The sequence below is a fragment of the Arsukibacterium indicum genome (assembly GCF_019100565.1).
Classification (GTDB): Bacteria; Pseudomonadota; Gammaproteobacteria; order Enterobacterales; family Alteromonadaceae; genus Alishewanella; species Alishewanella indicum.
The window spans coordinates 638,999-658,204 of sequence record NZ_JAHRID010000001.1; the positions used below are offsets into that span (position 1 = coordinate 638,999).

Annotated in this window: 16 protein-coding genes and 4 tRNA genes; 5 read left to right on the forward strand and 15 right to left on the reverse strand. The window is 47.4% G+C overall.

Annotated elements, in window-relative coordinates:
• Positions 1-54 precede the first annotated feature (54 nt).
• The 4 genes from KQY15_RS03080 to KQY15_RS03095 form a co-directional block, all read right to left on the reverse strand.
• Positions 55-131, reverse strand: a tRNA-Pro gene (locus KQY15_RS03080).
• 22 nt (positions 132-153) lie between these two features.
• Positions 154-229 (reverse strand) — tRNA-His (locus KQY15_RS03085).
• A 25-nt stretch (positions 230-254) separates the two neighbouring features.
• Positions 255-331: transfer RNA gene (locus KQY15_RS03090), tRNA-Arg, on the reverse strand.
• Positions 332-443: 112 nt separating this feature from the next.
• A tRNA-Pro gene (locus KQY15_RS03095) sits at positions 444-520 on the reverse strand.
• A 188-nt stretch (positions 521-708) separates the two neighbouring features.
• Between KQY15_RS03095 and folD the strand changes: the two genes are divergently transcribed.
• Entirely contained in the window at positions 709-1,569 is an 861-nt protein-coding gene (gene folD, locus KQY15_RS03100; RefSeq protein ID WP_217667073.1) for a bifunctional methylenetetrahydrofolate dehydrogenase/methenyltetrahydrofolate cyclohydrolase FolD, read from the forward strand.
• Positions 1,570-1,581: 12 nt separating this feature from the next.
• On the opposite strand, the gene KQY15_RS03105 is transcribed toward folD, so the two are convergent.
• On the reverse strand, positions 1,582-3,534 hold the full coding sequence (locus tag KQY15_RS03105) for an ankyrin repeat domain-containing protein (protein WP_217667075.1): 1,953 nt from the start codon (positions 3,532-3,534) through the stop codon (positions 1,582-1,584).
• 281 nt (positions 3,535-3,815) lie between these two features.
• Here KQY15_RS03105 and KQY15_RS03110 point away from each other — a divergent pair, with 281 nt between their 5' ends.
• Positions 3,816-4,877, forward strand: a complete 1,062-nt coding sequence (locus KQY15_RS03110) for an alpha/beta hydrolase family protein (protein WP_217667077.1) — start codon at positions 3,816-3,818, stop codon at positions 4,875-4,877.
• A 54-nt stretch (positions 4,878-4,931) separates the two neighbouring features.
• Here KQY15_RS03110 and cysS read toward each other — a convergent pair whose 3' ends face one another.
• Entirely contained in the window at positions 4,932-6,311 is a 1,380-nt protein-coding gene (gene cysS / locus KQY15_RS03115) for a cysteine--tRNA ligase (protein WP_217667079.1), read from the reverse strand.
• Positions 6,312-6,452: 141 nt separating this feature from the next.
• On the opposite strand from cysS, the gene KQY15_RS03120 reads away from it, so the two are divergent.
• Together KQY15_RS03120 and KQY15_RS03125 are read left to right on the forward strand one after the other, a co-directional pair.
• The gene (locus KQY15_RS03120; RefSeq protein ID WP_217667081.1) at positions 6,453-6,947 is read left to right on the forward strand and encodes a peptidylprolyl isomerase; all 495 of its coding nucleotides are present in this window, start codon (positions 6,453-6,455) and stop codon (positions 6,945-6,947) included.
• Between the two features lie 9 nt (positions 6,948-6,956).
• Positions 6,957-7,727, forward strand: a complete 771-nt coding sequence (locus KQY15_RS03125) for a UDP-2,3-diacylglucosamine diphosphatase (RefSeq protein WP_308160219.1) — start codon at positions 6,957-6,959, stop codon at positions 7,725-7,727.
• Here the strand turns inward: KQY15_RS03125 and miaE are convergent.
• Entirely contained in the window at positions 7,696-8,487 is a 792-nt protein-coding gene (miaE, locus tag KQY15_RS03130) for a tRNA isopentenyl-2-thiomethyl-A-37 hydroxylase MiaE (protein ID WP_217667083.1), read from the reverse strand. The genes KQY15_RS03125 and miaE overlap by 32 nt on opposite strands.
• Before the next feature lie 198 nt (positions 8,488-8,685).
• Here miaE and KQY15_RS03135 point away from each other — a divergent pair, with 198 nt between their 5' ends.
• Positions 8,686-9,285 carry a Yip1 family protein gene (locus KQY15_RS03135; RefSeq protein WP_217667085.1) on the forward strand — a complete coding sequence of 200 codons (600 nt, stop codon included), beginning with the start codon at positions 8,686-8,688 and terminating at the stop codon, positions 9,283-9,285.
• 63 nt (positions 9,286-9,348) lie between these two features.
• On the opposite strand, the gene purF is transcribed toward KQY15_RS03135, so the two are convergent.
• From purF to KQY15_RS03175, 8 genes are all read right to left on the reverse strand, one after another.
• Entirely contained in the window at positions 9,349-10,860 is a 1,512-nt protein-coding gene (purF, locus tag KQY15_RS03140) for an amidophosphoribosyltransferase (protein WP_217667087.1), read from the reverse strand.
• A 20-nt stretch (positions 10,861-10,880) separates the two neighbouring features.
• Positions 10,881-11,369, reverse strand: coding sequence for a CvpA family protein (locus KQY15_RS03145; RefSeq protein WP_217667089.1), 489 nt, complete (start codon positions 11,367-11,369; stop codon positions 10,881-10,883).
• Between the two features lie 58 nt (positions 11,370-11,427).
• Positions 11,428-12,060 (reverse strand): SPOR domain-containing protein, encoded by a 633-nt coding sequence (locus tag KQY15_RS03150; protein ID WP_217667091.1) that lies wholly within the window; start codon positions 12,058-12,060, stop codon positions 11,428-11,430.
• Complete coding sequence (gene folC / locus KQY15_RS03155) at positions 12,057-13,331, reverse strand: bifunctional tetrahydrofolate synthase/dihydrofolate synthase (protein WP_254795396.1); 1,275 nt, start codon at positions 13,329-13,331, stop codon at positions 12,057-12,059. The genes KQY15_RS03150 and folC overlap by 4 nt, the downstream gene beginning before the upstream one ends.
• 33 nt (positions 13,332-13,364) lie before the next feature.
• The gene (accD, locus tag KQY15_RS03160; protein WP_217667095.1) at positions 13,365-14,237 is read right to left on the reverse strand and encodes an acetyl-CoA carboxylase, carboxyltransferase subunit beta; all 873 of its coding nucleotides are present in this window, start codon (positions 14,235-14,237) and stop codon (positions 13,365-13,367) included.
• A 142-nt stretch (positions 14,238-14,379) separates the two neighbouring features.
• Positions 14,380-15,159 (reverse strand): tRNA pseudouridine(38-40) synthase TruA, encoded by a 780-nt coding sequence (truA, locus tag KQY15_RS03165; protein ID WP_217667097.1) that lies wholly within the window; start codon positions 15,157-15,159, stop codon positions 14,380-14,382.
• 83 nt (positions 15,160-15,242) lie between these two features.
• Positions 15,243-17,951, reverse strand: a complete 2,709-nt coding sequence (locus KQY15_RS03170; protein WP_217667099.1) for a FimV/HubP family polar landmark protein — start codon at positions 17,949-17,951, stop codon at positions 15,243-15,245.
• 228 nt (positions 17,952-18,179) lie between these two features.
• Positions 18,180-19,199, reverse strand: a complete 1,020-nt coding sequence (locus tag KQY15_RS03175) for an aspartate-semialdehyde dehydrogenase (RefSeq protein ID WP_217667101.1) — start codon at positions 19,197-19,199, stop codon at positions 18,180-18,182.
• Positions 19,200-19,206: the final 7 nt, after the last annotated feature.

Genomic DNA, 19,206 nt, shown 5'->3' on the forward strand with positions numbered 1-19,206 from the left:
CCCGATGGATTAAGAGTACCCAAACCAAGTGCGCTATTTTAACTTAGGGGAGAATGGTCGGTGATGCAGGATTTGAACCTGCGACCCCTTGGACCCAAACCAAGTGCGCTACCAAGCTGCGCCAATCACCGACTCTAAGAACTCTGGGAAAAATGGGGTGGATGATGGGGTTCGAACCCACGACAACCGGAATCACAATCCGGGGCTCTACCAACTGAGCTACAACCACCACTGAAACTGCCTTGCGCTTGTTATGGCGCGCCCGATAGGATTCGAACCTATGACCCACGGCTTAGAAGGCCGTTGCTCTATCCAACTGAGCTACGGGCGCACAATCGAAACCCTACCAAGCTGTAAACTAATGGTCGGTGATGCAGGATTTGAACCTGCGACCCGTGGACTAAGAGTACCCAAACCACGTGTATACCTGACCTTTTTTAAATTGGTCGGTGATGCAGGATTTGAACCTGCGACCCCTTGGACCCAAACCAAGTGCGCTACCAAGCTGCGCCAATCACCGACTTTGCTGCACTGCTGCAACGGGGCGGAATATTAACGCCCGCCACCTGAAGCGTCAAACCTTTTTTTGCAATATTCAGCTGATTGCTGATTATTTGAACCTTTATCTGCTTTATTGACCGAGGATGGAGTTCTGGTAATGGCTGTGCGAAAATAGCGCCATTAAAAAGTGACAGAGACTCCAGCAAAATGACAGCACAAATTATTGATGGCAAAGCAGTAGCCCAGGCAACGAAAGATAAAGTCGCCGCACAGGTCAGAGCACGGGTAAAAGCCGGCAAAAGAGCACCAGGGTTAGCAGTTGTACTTGTTGGCTTAGACCCGGCTTCGCAGGTTTATGTTGGCAGCAAGCGCAAAGCGTGCGAAGAGGTAGGGTTTAACTCGGTATCTTACGATTTACCTTCAGACACCACAGAAAAACAACTGGCAGAGTTAATCGATAAACTAAATAACGACAATTCAGTCGATGGTATTCTGGTGCAACTGCCATTGCCGGCAGGCTTAGACTCTTCTGCCATTTTAGAGCGAATTGCGCCCCATAAAGATGTGGATGGTTTTCATCCTTACAACATTGGCCGTTTAGCGCAGCGTATGCCTGCACTACGCTCCTGCACCCCAAAAGGCATTATGACCTTGCTGCAAAGTACCGGAGTTAATATCAAAGGCATGGATGCTGTAGTAGTTGGTGCCTCTAACATTGTTGGCCGGCCGATGGCGCTCGAGCTGTTGTTAGCCGGCTGCACTACCACGGTCTGTCATAAATTTACCAGAAACCTGGAAGCCCAGGTGCGCCGTGCCGATTTACTGGTGGTAGCTGTCGGCCGACCCGAGTTTATCCCTGGCGATTGGGTAAAGCCCGGTGCGCTGGTTATCGACGTAGGCATTAACCGGTTAGATAGCGGCAAACTGGTCGGTGATGTGGAATATGCTACAGCCGTTAAGCACGCCCGTTATATTACCCCGGTACCGGGTGGCGTTGGCCCGATGACAGTTGCCAGCTTAATTGAAAACACTCTGGAAGCTTGCGAGCTTTACCACGACAAGCACTAGTTTAGGTAACTGTTATCGAACTTGCGGTAATGGTGTCTCAGCCGTAACCGCAAGAACAGGGTGCCGAATAATCAGCGACTGATACAGCTGTGGGTACTTCAGTTTGATAAGAGCCATTCTGCTGTGATGAAAAGCGTCTATGTCAGGCTGATAATCCATGACGACATCCACAAGACTTTCGATTTTCTGCTTAGATAATTTTAGTTGATCAGATCTTAGTACGATGTGAAGTGGGTCTTGTCCCTGGTCGTCTAAGGAAAATGGGTAGCCCTGCGATCTTAAAAACGACACCAGACTTACGTCAGATTGTTCAGCAGCATAATGCATCAAGGTTTTATTTCTGCTGTCCATGCCGCGTAAATTTGCGCCTGCATGTTCAAGCGCCTGAACTTGTTCAGCCCCAAGCCGCAACAACATAAGATCAGACAGTTGAAGATCATCTAACCACAATGAGCTCTGTCTCACTTCTGAGTAATACTCAACGTTGAACCCTAAAAGTTGGGGTATAAGCCATCGCTTTACTTCATCACTATAGGATTGTGCTTCAAAATAACGAATCGTTTGCTTTATATCGCCTTTTTGCAATAGTGCACTTGCTTCTGGCGGAAAGCTTATTATTGTCATTGGTCTGGCGAGCCTGTCCAACCGCTCTCGGTACATATCTACCAACAGGGGATCAATATCGGCTAACTTACTGATAACAAGCTCTGGCGACCCATTGTACAACTTCTCGATGCGGTTTATGACGTCATGAGCTGATTCCGGCTGCCATTGAGCATTTACCGATTTTAATGTCCTTTCACAAGCAATAAGTTGCACAGGATACTCACCACTAAGCTGTTTGGTAAGAAAAGCATCCCGCTGAGCTTCCAGGCTCGTGATCAGTGGATGCTGTTCTGGCAATACAAATACCTGACGCTGCTCTATTTGTGTCAGATCAAGCTGATAATCCTGCAATATAGATAAAATTTGTTGCTCAGTGAATTGAAAATAGTTGCGAGGGAAATTACCCTCAATTTTAGCCTGACTTTTCACTCTAAACCGTGCTGTTGCTCCATAGAGCTTTAGTAGTTTAACGACCTCTACAGCATTCTGTATGGCATTTTCGTCGGCATAGGACAGCCTGCTCAAAGCCCATTCCATTGAAGAACCTAAATAGTCATCTGAGGATGGCAATAAGCCGCTTTGCAGTAGACTCTTTACCAATACCGGTCGGGACGCAGCTACCGCAAAATCCAGTAAAGAGGTCGCTTCAAGCCGTTCATAACTTACCATGGCCGCCGGGTCACTAATGTGACTAAGCATCATCATAATATCGTCGTCAGGTAGCCCGGAATGAATAAAATAAGCGACATCGTCTACACCAAGCGGTTGAGCAGACAAAACCTGCTGCTTTTCCTCGGCAGTCATTGTCGCAAATGCAGCCAGTGCAGGAAGTGGAATTGCACGCTGAATAGAAAGACCAGAACCCGCCAGTTCTGGAAATTGTTGACGAAGTTGTTCATTCAATTGCTGATTCGTCAACGAGATTTCAGTGCCCTTGCGCAGCTGCTCAACCCGGAAGCGGGCAGCAAAGTTTGAGTTTGCGAAATGCTCTATAGCCAGGGTAATTTCATCTAAAGAGTAGCCTTGAAGCAGATAGCGGTCCCACTCTTTGTGGTTTTCATAGCCCCATCCAACACTTGTGGAACGAAACTCCCGGGTAAATTGCTGACATTGCGCGTAATCGCTCGTATCAATTTTTACGGCTGAATTAGAGTCAATGTTATCTGAATGGCTGTTATTTAATCCGTTTCTGTCACTACTTTGAAGAAAATCAGACTTAGAACTCAAATCACTAGTCGTCTCAGACTGCTCTCTCTCAGGCCAAAACCACAATATAATCAGTGCGAGCAATACAAGCGCGACTACAGTAAATATCCATGTTACAGGATTGTTCTTTATATTATCGCCAAACCGACTCATAAGGGGATTGTTCTACTTGATGGAGGTTAATTAATTGCACTAACGGTGATACACCGTGGTAAACAGCTAACATAAAGCGAAGGCATCGTAAGATCAAGGCCCATAAAAAGCCTGTAGAAAAACCGGAAGAAAATAGCCGCTATTCCCGCGGCCATTGGGGAACATAAAAGCTCTCATGCAGAACACGAACAACGAGTATTACCAAAGCAAGTTGATGATACAAAACCCTACATCAGTTTTGTGCGTATCAGAGATGTTAGTTATAACAACGAGGGATTTTCATGCCATCTCATTTCAAGCTTGATGCTGCAGGCGCCGTCGCACTTATTCTTGCTCTACTGATAACATTAAGCGGGTGCGCGCAGAAGCCGACTCCGGATAACGTTATCTGGCAACAGCAACTGAATTTACCATCAGTGCAGTATTCGGCTGAAATCGCTCGTAGCTTGGCGTTGAATATTGAGCAAATCAGTTTTGACTGGCTGGATCAAAGCAGAGACCGGGTAGTTCCGGCTTTGTTATTTAAACCCGCGCGCCAGCAAAAAGCCACCGCATTAATAGTGTTCTCTCATGGCCTGGGCGGTTCGAAAGAACGTTACGCTTACCTGGGCCAGTATTGGGCCAGTCAGGGTTATGCCAGCTTGCATGTACAGCATGACGGCAGTGACAGAAAAGTCTGGCGCGGCAGCCGGCTAACGTTACCTTTTCGATTAATGGACGCGGCAGATACAGCCGAAGCGCTAGCCAGAGTAAATGATGTCAAATTTGCCTTAGACCAGATCCTGGCGTCAGAACATGCCGCTTATTTTGATAACCAAAATATTGTAATGGCCGGCCATTCTTATGGCGCTAATACCTCGATGTTACTAAGTGGTGCCCAAGTTGAACAAAACGGTACTCTGGTCAGCCTGAAAGACGACCGCATCAAAGCTGCTATTTTAATTTCAGCCCCGCCGTTTTATAACGATCAAGCGCTGGATAAAGTGCTGGCTAAAGTCTATATCCCCACTTTGCACATCACCACCACAGAAGATGAGATTCGGGTGCCCGGCTTTTATTCATCTCCACAAGACAGGTTTGACTTATATTATGCAATGGCCAGCAGCTACAAAGTGCTGGCAGTGTTTAGTTCAGGTAGCCACAATATTTTCTCAGGCTGGCGCCGTAGTTCAGACTCAGCGGCACAGCAACAAGTCATTAAAGCCGCTACCCAGGCCCTATCCAGTGCGTTTATTGAGCAAATAACCACCAATGACAGCAGAGCTATAAGCTTATGGGCCCAGCAACATCAGGCTGTGTTAGCCAAGTTTCTTCGCTCAGACCTGGTGGCGATGGCAGACTAAGACATAAAAAAACCGCCAGCAGGCGGTTTTTTGTTCGAATCTAACTTGCTTGCTCTATGCTTTACGCCAACTGGTAACACCGTTTTTATCTTCGACGATAATACCTTTTGCCGTTAAGGCGTCGCGGGCGGCGTCTGCTGCGGCCCAGTCTTTGTTAGCACGGGCGTTGTTGCGCTGGGCAATAAGCGCTTCAATCTCTGCTACATCATCTGTTGATGCGCCACTTTGCAAGAACTGCTCTGCATCACCTTGCAGCATACCTAAAGCACCCGCTAACAATTTTAGCAACGCCGCTAACTCTGCCGCTTTGGCGGGCTCGGTTTCTTTAAAGCGGTTTATTTCCTTGGCCAGTTCAAACAATACAGGTAAGGCTTCCGGGGTATTAAAGTCATCGTCCATCGCCGCTTTAAACCGGGCAATATAGGGGCTTTTTAAATCAATACTGTGGCTTGGCGTCACATTACGCAGTGCAGTATACAAACGGCCTAGTGCAGCATGCGCCTGCTCCAGATTTTCGGCCGAGTAATTTAACTGGCTGCGATAATGGCTGGATAACAGGAAATAGCGCACGGCTTCTGCGTTATACTGGGCCAGCACGTCTTTAACAGTAAAGAAATTGCCCAGTGATTTTGACATTTTTTCTTTATCTACCTGCACCATACCGGTGTGGATCCAGGTATTCACGTACTTGTGGCCATGGGCACAGGTTGACTGGGCAATTTCATTTTCATGATGCGGGAACTGTAAGTCAGAGCCGCCACCGTGAATATCAAAATGCTGGCCTAAGTGCCTGGCGCTCATTGCAGAACATTCAATATGCCAACCCGGCCGGCCATTGCCCCAGGGAGATTGCCAAAACGGCTCACCGGGCTTGGCGCTTTTCCATAAAACAAAATCCAGTGGGTCGTCTTTATTATCTGCCACTTCCACCCTTGAACCCGACTTTAACATATCCAGGTTTTGCTGGCTTAGCTCACCATAAGCGTCATATTTGCTGACATCGAACAATACATCGCCATCACTGGCAACATAGGCATAACCTTTGGCCACCAGCGTCTCTATCAGGCTGATAATTTCTGCCATATGAGTGGTAACCTTTGGCTCAATATCAGCCGGTAATAACCCCAGAGCGTTAAAATCGGCATGCATTGCTTCCGTAAAACGAGCAGTCAAGGCATCACAACTTTCATTGTTTTCAGCCGCTCGCTTAATAATTTTATCGTCAACATCAGTAATATTGCGAACGTAAGTCACGTCATAGCCACAGAAACGCAGATAGCGGTTGATGACGTCAAAGGCAACATAAGTGCGGGCATGCCCCACGTGGCAGTAATCGTAAATAGTAATACCACAAACGTACAAACCTACTTTGCCAGGTTCAATCGCGTTAAACTCTTCTTTTTTACGGCTTAAAGTATTGTAGATTTGTAACATTTGTATCCTCAGAAACGACGTTATAAAGGCATAATATCCAGCCCGCTAGTGTACCACCGGCAAACTGCAGCCGCTATCCTTGCTTTATGAAATGCACCAGCTGAGTTACAATGCAGCCATTCAAACAGAGGACACAAATTAATGATTAACTTACATACTAATTATGGCGCTATCACCATTAACTTATTTGCAGACAAAGCGCCGGTTACCGTAGACAACTTTATCGGCTATGTTAAAGATGGATTTTTTGATGGCACGATTTTTCACCGGGTAATTGACGGCTTTATGATCCAGGGCGGTGGTTTTACGCCGGATATGGACCAGAAAGAAACCAAAGCACCCATTAAAAACGAAGCAAATAATAAAGTACCAAATAAAAAAGGCACTATTGCGATGGCCAGAACTAATGACCCGCATTCAGCCACCTGCCAGTTTTTTATCAATGTTGCCGACAACAGTTTTTTAAACCACACAGCAGAATCAAGCCAGGGTTGGGGCTACTGTGTATTTGGTGAAGTAACCAGCGGTATGGACGTAGTAGATAAAATTCGCCAGGTAAAAACCGGTCGTTTTGCCGGCCATGGCGATGTGCCAGTAGAGCCGGTTGTTATTGAAAAAGCTGAGTTGCTTGCATAAGCGCTGTTGATGCCAGAGCTGATGTCCGGGCAGCATACGCTTTTTATTGCCGATCTGCATTTGTCTGCAGATCGGCCTGATATCACCACCGCCTTTCTGCGCTTTTTACAAGAGCATGCATCAAAAGCTGAGGCGCTGTATATTCTCGGTGATTTGTTTGAAGTGTGGATTGGCGATGACAATCCGGAGCCATTGCTTACCACAGTGGCGGATGCGTTAGCCGAACTGAGCAAACTAACACCTGTTTTCTTTATTCATGGCAACCGTGACTTTATATTGCGCCAGGGCTATGCCAACCGCGCGGGCATGCAGTTATTACCCCAGCAGCAGGTGATCAACTTATATGGCACCCCTACCCTGATTATGCATGGCGACAGTTTATGCACCATGGATATTGCCTATCAAAAATTTCGTAAATGGTGGAACCAGCCATGGTGGCAATGGTTACTGCTAAAAACCCCATTAAAATTTCGTCAGGGTATTGCAGCAAAAGCCCGTCGCAAAAGTGCCGCGAATAAAGCACGTTATGCAGAGCAGCAGCAACAACAAATAATGGATGTTACACCGGAAGAAGTGCCCAAAGTAATGGCAGAGCACGGTGTCACTAAACTTATCCATGGCCATACTCACCGCCCGGCAGTGCATCAGGTTGATGTAAATGGTCAGCCTGGTGAACGTTATGTATTAGGTGACTGGTATAGCCAGAGTAGTTACTTAACCGTATCGGCAGATGAGTGGCAACTGGTATTTACGCCGCTGACTGATCACCAACCGCAATAGTGGGGCAGCCACTGTGAAATTTAAAGTCAGTGTCCGGGCTGCTAATCAATTCTGCTTCCACCTTGCCAAAAAAAGCGATCCGCTCACTAATATCAGTATCAGCAATCTGCCGGGCTAAACTCAGGTAATCCTGATAATGCCGTGCTTCAGAGCGCAGTAAAGAAGTATAAAATTCAGCAATTTCGACCGGAAGTAAAGGCGCCAATCTGGCAAAACGTTCGCAAGATCGTGCCTCAATATAGGCACCACAAATCAGTTTATCTACCATAGCCTGAGGCTCATAAGTACGGACATGGCGCAGTAAACCTTTGGCATAGCGACTGGATGTGGTTTTCTCATAAGCAATACCATTTGCGGCCATAACCTCAAGCACCTGATAAAAATGATGCAGCTCTTCTTTAATCAACAGCACCATTTTATCAATCAAATCCTGAGCATATCGGCTGCTTGCCTGTGGGATCATCGATTTCTTCAGGCTAAGGCCAGCCAGCGCACGCCAGTCGCCCTGCTGCCGATAGGTAAAATCTTCATAAGGCTTCAGCCATTGCAGCAATGCATCGGCACTGCTGTCATTTACCGCATACCGGCGAATAAGATACATGGCACTTTGTGCTGCTTTTAATTCGCAAATCAGATGGTCCCGCAACAAACCAGGCAGATTCTCTGGCCGTGCAGCTTGCTCCAGCCAAGCGTCCGGCGTTGTGCAACCTAAAAAACGGTTTATTGGTTGTAGCAATTGTTGCCACTCACTGTTTTGCATAGTTTGAACCGGACCTGAAAAAGTTACCGTATTATACCTAACGCAGCAGCATCGACCAACTTTGATCTGGATGGGTACTTTGTTGAAAATTAGTGCAAGTTGCTTGACGAATGCGCAAGATTTGGTCATAACTGAGCTAAGGGTGGCAGTGTAACATCGTTACCCGATATAAGGGGCGTAGTAAAAAGGATAATAATTATGATACTAAACCATTTATGGGGCATTTATGCCCACCCGAAAGAAGAATGGCACACTATCGATGCCAGACATGAAAGTTTTCGCTACAGTATGGCTCACATCCTCATCGTGGCGCTAATCCCGGCAATCTGTGCCTATTATTCTGCAGTGCACCTGGGCTGGAGTATAGGTGTGGGTGACCCTATTAAGCTAACCTCTCAAAGCGCATTGGTAATGTCTGTCGCCATGTACTGTGGCTTAATTATTGGTGTATTTGCATTGGCCTGGCTGTCACACTGGATGGCACATACGTTTGGTGCTGAACCCACTTACACGCAGACATTAGAATTGTGCTCTTATACGTCAACCCCATTGTTTATGGTGGGCTTTGCAGCACTTTATCCGGAGTTGTGGTTTGTGGTCAGTGTCGGCCTGGTTGGCCTGGCTTACTCGGTATACTTACTTTATGTAGGGGTACCCATTCTGATGCATATTCCTGAAGAGCGAGGCTTTATTTATGCCAGCTCTGTGGTTACCGGTGGTTTAACCTTGCTGGCCGTTCTAATGGCGACTACCGTCATTTTATGGATGTCAGGTTTTGGTCCGACCTACACTCATTGACGTTTTAGTTCTGTATAAATAACACAGGCGCCTATAGGCGCCTGTGTTATTTATAGCTGCTTATTAACCTTCGTTGTAGGTTTCTAAATTGGTTGCCATCGACATTGCTGTGAGAGCCTTGGCATCATCACTGCGAGTCTGATCTAACCGGTTCAGATAATCCTGATCGATGTCATTTGTCACATAATGACCATCAAATACCGAAGTTTCAAACCGCTTAATATCCGGGTTTTCAGAACGAACGGCCGCTATTAAATCCGGCAATGACTGGAAAATCAGACCATCAGCGCCGATGGTGTCACAAATGCTCTCAACATCATGGCCATGAGCAATTAACTCATTTGCCGACGGCATATCAATACCATAAACATTTGGGAAACGAATTTCCGGTGCCGCTGAGGCAAAGTAAACCTTTTTAGCGCCCGCTTCCCGTGCCATTTCAATAATCTGACCCGAGGTTGTACCGCGCACGATTGAGTCATCAACCAGCAATACATTTTTACCTTTAAACTCCTGCCAGATGGCATTAAGTTTACGTTTAACAGATTTTTTCCGTTGAACCTGGCCGGGCATAATAAACGTACGACCAATATAGCGATTTTTAACGAACCCCTGGCGAAAAGGCAGTTGCAGCTCATTGGCTATTTCCAGAGCGGCGTCGTTACTGGTTTCCGGGATCGGAATTACTACATCAATATCCAGATGCGCCCATTCCCGTTTAATCTTCTGACCAAGTACTTTACCCATCGCCACTCTTGAGGCATATACCGAAATATTATCGATAGTAGAGTCAGGGCGGGCAAAATAAACATACTCGAAAATACAAGGTGTATAATTGGGATTTTCGGCACATTGCTGACTAAAAAGCTCGCCCTGCTCAGTAATATATACCGCTTCACCCGGTGATACATCGCGCAATACGGTAAAGCCATCTGCATCCAGGGCAACACTTTCAGACGCAACCATGTATTCAGTGCCCGCTGGCGTTTCCCGCTTCCCCATTACCAGTGGTCTGATACCATTCGGATCGCGAAACGCCACCAAACCATGGCCGATAATTAGTGCCACCGCCGCATAACCACCTCGAATTTTCCGGTGAGCACTGGCAACAGCATTGAAGATCTGTTCCGGTTCCAATTGCATGGTCGACTTTGACTGCAATTCATGCGCCAGAATATTCAGCAAAATTTCTGAATCAGAAGTCGTATTAATATGCCGGCGGGCCAGCCGGAACATGTCTTCTTTTAATTCATGTGAATTGGTTAAGTTACCGTTGTGAGCCAGTGCAATACCGAACGGGCTATTAACATAAAACGGTTGAGCTTCTGCGGTACTGGACGAACCGGCAGTGGGGTAGCGAACATGGCCAATACCGATGTTACCTGACAACCTCTGCATATGACGGGTTTCAAATACATCTTTGACCAGGCCGTTGGCCTTGCGTAATCTTAGGGTATTGTTGTCAACTGTAACAATACCTGCGGCGTCCTGGCCCCGATGTTGTAACACTGTCAGACCATCATACAGCGCCTGATTTACCGGATACTTACCTACGATTCCAACGATACCACACATTGATTATTTCCTCGCCAGCCCTAAGGCTTTTGCATAAAACTGGAATGGTTTTCCAGATATTCAAAAAACCATTCAATAATAAAACCAAATTCCGGGATCAACACCGATTGCTGCCACCAAAGCGCCTGTGCTGCCGGGGTAAACGCATCCATAAAGAATAAAATGGCACTCACTACTAACACGCCTCGCAATGCACCAAATACCAGCCCTAATACCCGGTCGGTACCCGATAGCCCGGTACTTTGCACTAACTTAGCAATAACAAAATTAATCAGCGCCCCCAGGATCAAGGTGCAGATAAACAAAATAGCAATAGCAGACGCATTACGAATTGTCGGGTCGGTAATATTTGTAAAGAGTGATGCGAGTTGTGGATAATATTGACTGGCGACAAAAAAGGCCAGAAACCAAACCACCAGTGAGATAGCTTCTTTAACGAAACCGCGGATCAGGCTGATAACAGCCGATAAGGCAATAATTGCCAGTATAACAAAATCAACCCAAATCATTTGCTACCAAAGGATGCCTGATGACGGCGCGCATTCTATCAAACCGGCTGCAGCTTGGCTAATTATTTTCGGTAACCTGATAGCGACTTACTACTAACCTCGCTATCCCTGTCAGTTCCTGTAATTGCTCAACTTGTTGCTCAAGCAGGTTTTTACGAAGCTCAGGCCCCACCAGGACACTGGTTAACCTCTGGCCATTACTGTTGGTAATTTCGCGGGTAAAAGTTACGTACCCTTCCTGACGCAGCTTGGCAACTAACGCATTGGCATTTTGCGGGTTACTAAAACTGCCAACCCTCACCACCCAGGCATTTTCAGCAACCGCAGCAGTGGGCTGGCTATCAACATTCGCTGCAGGCGTGCCTGGTGCAGCAGGTTCACTATTTACTGTAACCTGCGCATAAGTATCAGAGGGAAACTCATCCTCACTGCGCTGATTAACCGGCTGCTCATCGTCAAGTGCAACTTCATCCATTTGCTCTGTTGCAGCAGCACTGCTAGCACTATCAAATTCAGCCTGATTGAACGGCTTCTGTTGCTGAACGCCCTGAAACTCGGGACGATCCGGAATGACTTTGAAATCATCTTTCACCACTTGTTTTTCACCATCCAGTAGATCTGGCAAAAAAATGATCCCGGCCAAAATCAAAATAGTGGCACCAAGTAACCTGTGCTTAAATCCCGCGGTCATGTTGTCTCCTGATGGTAGCTTGCCAGCACTGCTGAAACAGTGACAAATGAACCAAAAATAATCAGTAAATCATCATCCTGCAACATAGATAATAGCTCTCTGAATGCCGTTGTCACATCCTGATAAAGCCGGTAATCAGGCTGGGCCTGAGCTGCCGATAGCAATGCTGTTGTTAACTGTTCAGCTGAGGCTCCCCGGACACCCGGCAGGCTGCTAAGATGCCATTGATCAATTACAGAGGTCAAGGGCCCCATCGCCTGGGTCATGTCTTTGTCTTTGAGCATACCCACCAATGCCAACACTCTTTTATAGCCGGGTTTAAGCGCGGCCAGTTTAGATGCCAGATAGCGTGCTGACTGCGGATTATGAGCGACATCGACAACGATTGCCGGCTGGTGCTGCAAAAACTGCATCCGGCCAGCCAGTCTGAGCTCTGACAGTACTTTTATCAGCAGCGGCTGTTCGGGTAATAATGATAAGTGGTGCAGCACTGCCAGGCTTGTAGCCACATTTTGCACCGGTAACCCCGGTATCGGTAAGTATTGATATCCTGCGGCACCACATTGCCAGCTCCAGCTATCTGCCAACAGCTGATATGTAAAATCCTGATTAATAATCAGTGCCGGGCAGTTTAACTCCGATGCTCTGTTAGTTACCGTCGCGGGCACTGCCAGCTCACCAATAACAACTGGTTTATCCTGGCGGAACACTCCGGCTTTCTCGCGGCCGATGGCCTCGCGGTCGCTTCCCAGCCAATCCTGGTGATCTAAATCAATCGTGGTAATCACACTGATATCTGGACTGACAATATTAGTTGCATCCAACCGGCCGCCAAGCCCAACTTCAATCAGACAAAAATCGACGGGCCGACGTTTCAGAATTAACAATGCTGCTAATGTGGTAAATTCGAAATACGTCAGCGCGGTATCTTGCCGCAACGCTTCAATTTCCGCCATAGCGTCAACCCACAATGCATCGTCCACATCATAGTTGTTTAGCCGCAGCCGCTCATTAAAGCGTAACAAGTGCGGTGAACTATACACACCGACACTAAACCCCTGCGCCAGTAATAATTGTTCCAGAATACGTGCAGTTGAGCCTTTGCCGTTAGTACCGGCGATTAAAACAACCTTACCGGGTAAGTTTGCTAAATCGGCGCGATCAGCAACTTGCTTTACCCGTTCCAGCCCCAGATCAATTTTATCAATGGGATGGCTTTGCTCAATATAACAAAGCCAATCGGCCAGAGTCTGGCACGATTGGCTTGACATTAACGTATCAGGCATATTTTCCTATGCATATTCCTAAGCAGCGTCGTGCTCGGATACCGGCGCCGGCAGCTGCATAAATTTGGCAACAAGGCGGGCAATTGTATCGCGCATTTTCCGCCGGTCAACAATCATATCAATCGCACCATGCTCAAGCAAAAACTCGCTGCGCTGGAAGCCTTCAGGTAGTTTCTCACGAACGGTCTGTTCAATAACCCGGGGACCGGCGAAGCCGATTAGGGCTTTAGGCTCACCAATATTAATATCACCTAACATCGCTAAACTGGCAGATACCCCACCCATCGTAGGGTCGGTAAGCACAGAAATATAAGGCAAACCCTGCTCACTGAGTTTTGCCAGAGCGGCAGAGGTTTTCGCCATCTGCATTAATGAGAATAATGCTTCCTGCATCCGCGCACCACCACTGGCCGAAAAGCAGACAAAAGGCACTTTATGGGTCAGAGCGTATTCAACACCGGCAACAAACTTGGCACCTACCACCGATGCCATTGAGCCACCCATAAACTCAAATTCAAAAGATGCAGCAACCATTGGTATACCGTGCAAAGTGCCGTGCATCACAATCATGGCATCTTTTTCATTTGTTTGTTTCTGAGCTGCTGAAATCCGGTCTTTATAGCGCTTGCTGTCTTTAAATTTCAGTAAGTCCTGCGGTTCAAGCTCTGCCGCCAGTTCAGTGGTAGAATGGCTATCAAAAAAGTGATTCAGGCGAGTACGGGCATTGACCCGCATATGGTGGTCGCATTTAGGACACACGCCTAAGTTGCGATCCAAATCAGCTTTATATAACACAGCGTCACACGAGCTGCATTTTGTCCAGACCCCCTCGGGAATATTACGGCGCGCCGAGGTGGAGGTTCTGGGCAGGATTTTTTCTAACCAACTCATAATGCATTCCTATCAACAGGTATCAGACGTTAGACCTAATAGTAGACAAAATACGTCAAAAAACGCCGAAATAAAACTAAACGGGCGCTATTAAAGCATAAACAGTGGCATACAGAATATAAAAAACTGGTCTTAGCAGCCGTTATAAGAATAATGGGCCTGGTGCAGGTTTAGGTATTGCGTAGTGCCCGGGATAATCCACATCAACCAGATACAAGCCACCTGGTTTAGCTGTTGCCGCTGCCAGATTGCGGTTGCGGCTATGCAGTAGCTCACTTAGCCAGTCCACTGGCTTACGGCCCATGCCAATTTCCAGTAAAGAACCGGTTATATTGCGCACCATATGGTGTAAAAAAGCATTGGCTTTTATATCCAGCACCAGATAGTCGCCAACTCTGCTCAACTGCAAATGATGCACATTTCGAAACGGGGTTTTTGACTGGCACTGAATCGCCCGGAAGGCACTGAAGTCATGCTCACCGATTAACACAGGCGCCGCTTGCTGCATCAGGCTGATATCCAGCTGCTGATGGTAATGGCTAAGCCCGGAACGTAAAATGGCTGGACGGTATTTTTGATTATAAATAATATAGCGGTAGCGTCGGGCCGTTGCACTGAACCTGGCATGAAAATCATCTGCTACAGGTTGAGCCCAGCGAACAGCGATCTGATCAGGTAACTGACTATTGGTTCCCATGATCCAGGCTTTATTATCCCGCACCGCATCTGTATCAAAATGTACTACCTGACCAGTGGCATGCACCCCGGCGTCTGTCCGGCCAGCGCAAAAAACTTCAACCGGACTATTCGCCACTTTCGCCAGCGCAGTCTCTAACTCCTGTTGCACACTGTTTACTTCCCGCTGCCGTTGCCAGCCGAAAAATCCAGTGCCATCATATTCAATACCTAAAGCTATTCGCATGGGGTGTCCTCTGATAATCTGCCGCGATTATACCGCAGAGCACCTCTGATAACAGCCTGATACGCTCCGGCTCAACTGCCAAATTATTCAGTTTTCTTCTGGAGCGCTTTTGCTTCGGTTTTAACATGTTCTGGCGCGTCTGAATCCAGAATCTCGGTGATAATATGGCTGGCACTATCCAGATCATCTATTTCAATGTAAGCCCTGACCAAATCCATTTTAGCGGCAAATCCATTGTCTTCTGCATCAACATCCTGAGGATTATCATTGCCAATTACATCTGCAAATTCATCCAGCCCGACATCAACATTTAATTGTTCAAAGCGACCATCATCTTCCTGCGCCTGCTCACTGCTGGCGAGTAAGTTATCAATTTCAACAAAGTCTGCATCAGATAATGCGATCGTCTCTTCATCGTCCAGTGACGGACTAAACACCGCATCGACATCAAGGCTTAAGTCTTCGCTATCACTGGCGGTGGTATGCGCCATGGCTTCGAGCTCAGTCAGCAAATTATCAAACTGGCTGTCATCAAGCTTCGCCAGACTTTGATCAACATCCGGATCTGCCGGGGAAATATCAACGCTTATCGCATCTTCAGCCGGCTGCATATCTTCCGCGGTAAAATCGTCATCGCTTAATTCAAGTTCAGGATAGCTGTCCAGCATTTTGCTTGGGTTTTCGACAGACAGGGCAGCTTCAGATGGCTTTGCAACAGAATCATCGTCGTTACTCTGCAAGTCAGGAGCGTCACTGTCAATCGCAATATAGTTATCATCGGTCAGCTCATCGGCTGTCTCATCTGTCTCTGAACCGGTATCAGCGCCGGATTTATCATCTGTAGTGGTTGCGGCCTGATGGGGCTCTACAGCTTCAACCTGTTGCAGCAACTCGTCCAGTTCAGCACTGAGCAGTTCAGACGCCTCTTCCTCTTCTGCATTTGCGCTGGATTGTTCAGTTCCCTCTAACGCCAGCGCCTCGGCAAATGCATCAAGCTCAGTCCGGTCAAAACTTTCATCTTCAACCAGACTGGTGATCTGACTATCCGTCAACTGATCATCAACAGCGTCTATACTGACATGCTCACTGACTAACTGCTCACTACTATTGTCAGTCTCTACCAGTATATCTTCTGCCCCGTCGTCCGAAGCTAAGTCGTCATCAGGACGTATGTCATCGGCATCTGACAGTTGTTCTGACGCTACTACTGCTGTCAACTCTTCAGGCTCGTCCGGCACATCCAGTTCAATCTCTTCGAGTAAGTCATCGTCAGCAACAGGTTCATCAGCCTCCAGCAATGTATCCTGCTCAATCTGCTCGGCCGCTTCCGGTTCAACCTCAGGCTGAAGCGGTTCCTCATCCAGATCAATAATCTCTTCATCTTCAGCATTCACATCCGGCTCAGTAACATCACTCAGATCTACCAACGGGTCAGCAGCAGATGATTCAGAATCAGTTAAATCGAGTTCAGGCTCATCATCGAGCGCAATAATGGCATCATCGTCATCCTCTGCCGACAGTAAAGCATTTAAATCACTGTCTGACAGAATATTATTGGCATCAAAATCTGTTTTGGCCGGCTCTTCTGAGGCCTCCGGCATACCCAGTACATCATCCAGCAAATCATCGTCTGTCGGGGTACCGATATTGTCATTATTCGCCAGTAAACTATCATCATCGAGCAGAATATCATCATCCAGCAAAGCATCGTCGTCCAGTAACGCATCATTGCCAAAGTCAGGCAGGCTATCATCTGACACTTCTGTACCGGCAAAATCGCCACTATCGGCAAATGCGTCGTCCAGCAGGCTCTCGTCTATATCGAATAAACCGCTGTCGTCTAAATCATTGCTGTCATCCAGCGGCGGCAGCGGTGATTTATAATCGGCCGGTGGTGTTGAGGCACTATTAGCTGCAACCACGGCAGCCTCTGTTTGCTGACCACGCCGCTTAAGCCATAACACGACACCAATCAAAATCACTAATGCCGGTATTGATGCAGCTAACACCCATACAATTGGATTATTTAAGAATGCAGCGCTCTGCTCTTGCTCGACAGCCAACGCCCTGGCTGCCTCAGCTGCTTGTTGCTCCTGCGCTTTCTGTGCCGCCAGAATGTCGGCTTGTTGCTTCAGTACCGTATTTAACTGCTGCTGTAAGGTGCTGTCTTCTCCCAACTGTTGTTGCAGAGCCAGCAATTCAGCCTGTACCCGCTCCAACGTCGATTTAAGTTGGTTATTTTCTCTGGCAATGGCTTCTATCATCAGCAATGAATTACCAAACTGATCTTTTAACTCGGTAAGTTGCTGTAATTGTTCAGCAGAGACGCCAGACGCAGCCGTCGTGGCTGAAGGCGGGTTACCATTTTGCTGACTATTGGCCTGACGGGAAGCTCGGGTCCGCGCAGCCCACGCCTTGTCATCTGAATCTGACTTGGTTCGCGCTATATTGTTATCAATGGCCCGGATCTCCCGCAAATCAGGTAACCGTAGCGTCGAACCGGGTCTTAAGTGATTGAGGTTACCATCAATAAATGAATCGGGGTTTTTCAGGTATATTGCGTACATTACCTGATAAGTGCTGACATCAGCTCCTGCCGGCTTGACCTGCTCGGCAATCCGCCACAGCGTATCCGTTGGACTTAGCGGCCCAAGCTGACGCTGCATCAATGCGGTGTCCGTATTCTTCGGCCCACGCAACGACGTCGATACCTGCTCATCTGCCAGAGCGGTGCCCACCAGCAGCGTCGAGAAATTGACAACCAACAATAAAGACAAGAGACGAAGTGGCATTACCTTTCCTTTCCGGGGCAACTTAAGCTTAGTTATGCTTTTTTTAAGTATAACTTTATCAATATCAAAACTGATGCAAACACCGTTCCACTATTATGGTAGAAGAAATCAGCAGACAATAGTCAGCAAAAAATATGGTCAGCAAAATATAAAACAGTAACGACAATGTTACCAGCATAAACCCAATCCGGAAAAAAGGCTCCTTCAGGAGCCTTTAATGACAGATGGTCAAAGGTAATCGCGAATAAGATGCTCTGCAATCTGGATGCTGTTAGTCGCAGCACCTTTTCGAATATTGTCTGCAACCACCCACAGGTTAAGACCGTTTTCGTGAGAAATATCCTGGCGTATCCGCCCGACAAATACCTCATCTTTGCCGGTTGCGCTGCATACCTGAGTGGGGAATTCGGCGTTGTCTTCCAAAAGCACCACACCTGGCGCATCTGCCAGCAACGCTTTGGCCTGCTCAACGCTCAGCGGCATCCGGGTTTCAATGTGAACTGCTTCTGCATGACCATAAAATACCGGCACCCTTACCGCAGTAGCATTGACCGCAATACTGCTATCTGCAAAAATCTTCTGGGTTTCCCAGTGCATTTTCATCTCTTCTTTGGTGTAGCCATTATCCAGAAATACATCGATTTGCGGGATCACATTAAACGCAATCTGACGGGCGAACTGGCCCTCGCCCTCAAGCGGCCGGCCATTCATCAGTTGCACGGTTTCCTGAGCCAATGCATCTAATGCTGACTGACCTGCCCCACTTACTGACTGATATGTCGCGACATTTATCCGGCTTATGCCAACGGCATCGTAAATTGGCTTTAAAGCCACCAACATCTGAATAGTTGAGCAATTCGGGTTAGCAATGATGTTGCGATTACGAAAATCAGCGATAGCAGATGCATTGACCTCAGGCACAACTAAAGGGATATCTGCGTCATAGCGAAAATGTGATGTGTTATCAATAACAATACAGCCCGCATCTGCGGCCTTAGGAGCGTAAAGTGCTGAAACGCTGCCGCCTGCCGAAAATAAGCCGATTTGCGCCTGACTCCAGTCAAAGCTATCAGCATCAAGAACTGTTATCTTCTTACCTTTAAAAGTTACAGTACCGCCGGCAGAGCGACTACTGGCTAACGGAAACAACTGGCCGATGGGAAAATCACGCTGCTCCAGAATTTCGATCAGGTGCTGCCCAACCAGCCCCGTTGCGCCTAAAATTGCTACATTATATTGCGATGCCATTCCTGAA

What these genes read in the sequence shown, in the direction of transcription:
- folC (WP_254795396.1), bottom strand. Translation starts at nt 13,331, where the DNA reads ATGTCAAGCCAATCGTGCCAGACTCTGGCCGATTGGCTTTGTTATATT.
- KQY15_RS03170 (WP_217667099.1), bottom strand. Translation starts at nt 17,951, where the DNA reads ATGCCACTTCGTCTCTTGTCTTTATTGTTGGTTGTCAATTTCTCGACG.
- purF (WP_217667087.1), bottom strand. Translation starts at nt 10,860, where the DNA reads ATGTGTGGTATCGTTGGAATCGTAGGTAAGTATCCGGTAAATCAGGCG.
- KQY15_RS03150 (WP_217667091.1), bottom strand. Translation starts at nt 12,060, where the DNA reads ATGACCGCGGGATTTAAGCACAGGTTACTTGGTGCCACTATTTTGATT.
- truA (WP_217667097.1), bottom strand. Translation starts at nt 15,159, where the DNA reads ATGCGAATAGCTTTAGGTATTGAATATGATGGCACTGGATTTTTCGGC.
- cysS (WP_217667079.1), bottom strand. Translation starts at nt 6,311, where the DNA reads ATGTTACAAATCTACAATACTTTAAGCCGTAAAAAAGAAGAGTTTAAC.
- KQY15_RS03105 (WP_217667075.1), bottom strand. Translation starts at nt 3,534, where the DNA reads ATGAGTCGGTTTGGCGATAATATAAAGAACAATCCTGTAACATGGATA.
- KQY15_RS03125 (WP_308160219.1), top strand. Translation starts at nt 6,957, where the DNA reads ATGCCAGAGCTGATGTCCGGGCAGCATACGCTTTTTATTGCCGATCTG.
- KQY15_RS03145 (WP_217667089.1), bottom strand. Translation starts at nt 11,369, where the DNA reads ATGATTTGGGTTGATTTTGTTATACTGGCAATTATTGCCTTATCGGCT.
- KQY15_RS03120 (WP_217667081.1), top strand. Translation starts at nt 6,453, where the DNA reads ATGATTAACTTACATACTAATTATGGCGCTATCACCATTAACTTATTT.
- KQY15_RS03135 (WP_217667085.1), top strand. Translation starts at nt 8,686, where the DNA reads ATGATACTAAACCATTTATGGGGCATTTATGCCCACCCGAAAGAAGAA.
- KQY15_RS03175 (WP_217667101.1), bottom strand. Translation starts at nt 19,199, where the DNA reads ATGGCATCGCAATATAATGTAGCAATTTTAGGCGCAACGGGGCTGGTT.
- accD (WP_217667095.1), bottom strand. Translation starts at nt 14,237, where the DNA reads ATGAGTTGGTTAGAAAAAATCCTGCCCAGAACCTCCACCTCGGCGCGC.
- KQY15_RS03110 (WP_217667077.1), top strand. Translation starts at nt 3,816, where the DNA reads ATGCCATCTCATTTCAAGCTTGATGCTGCAGGCGCCGTCGCACTTATT.
- folD (WP_217667073.1), top strand. Translation starts at nt 709, where the DNA reads ATGACAGCACAAATTATTGATGGCAAAGCAGTAGCCCAGGCAACGAAA.
- miaE (WP_217667083.1), bottom strand. Translation starts at nt 8,487, where the DNA reads ATGCAAAACAGTGAGTGGCAACAATTGCTACAACCAATAAACCGTTTT.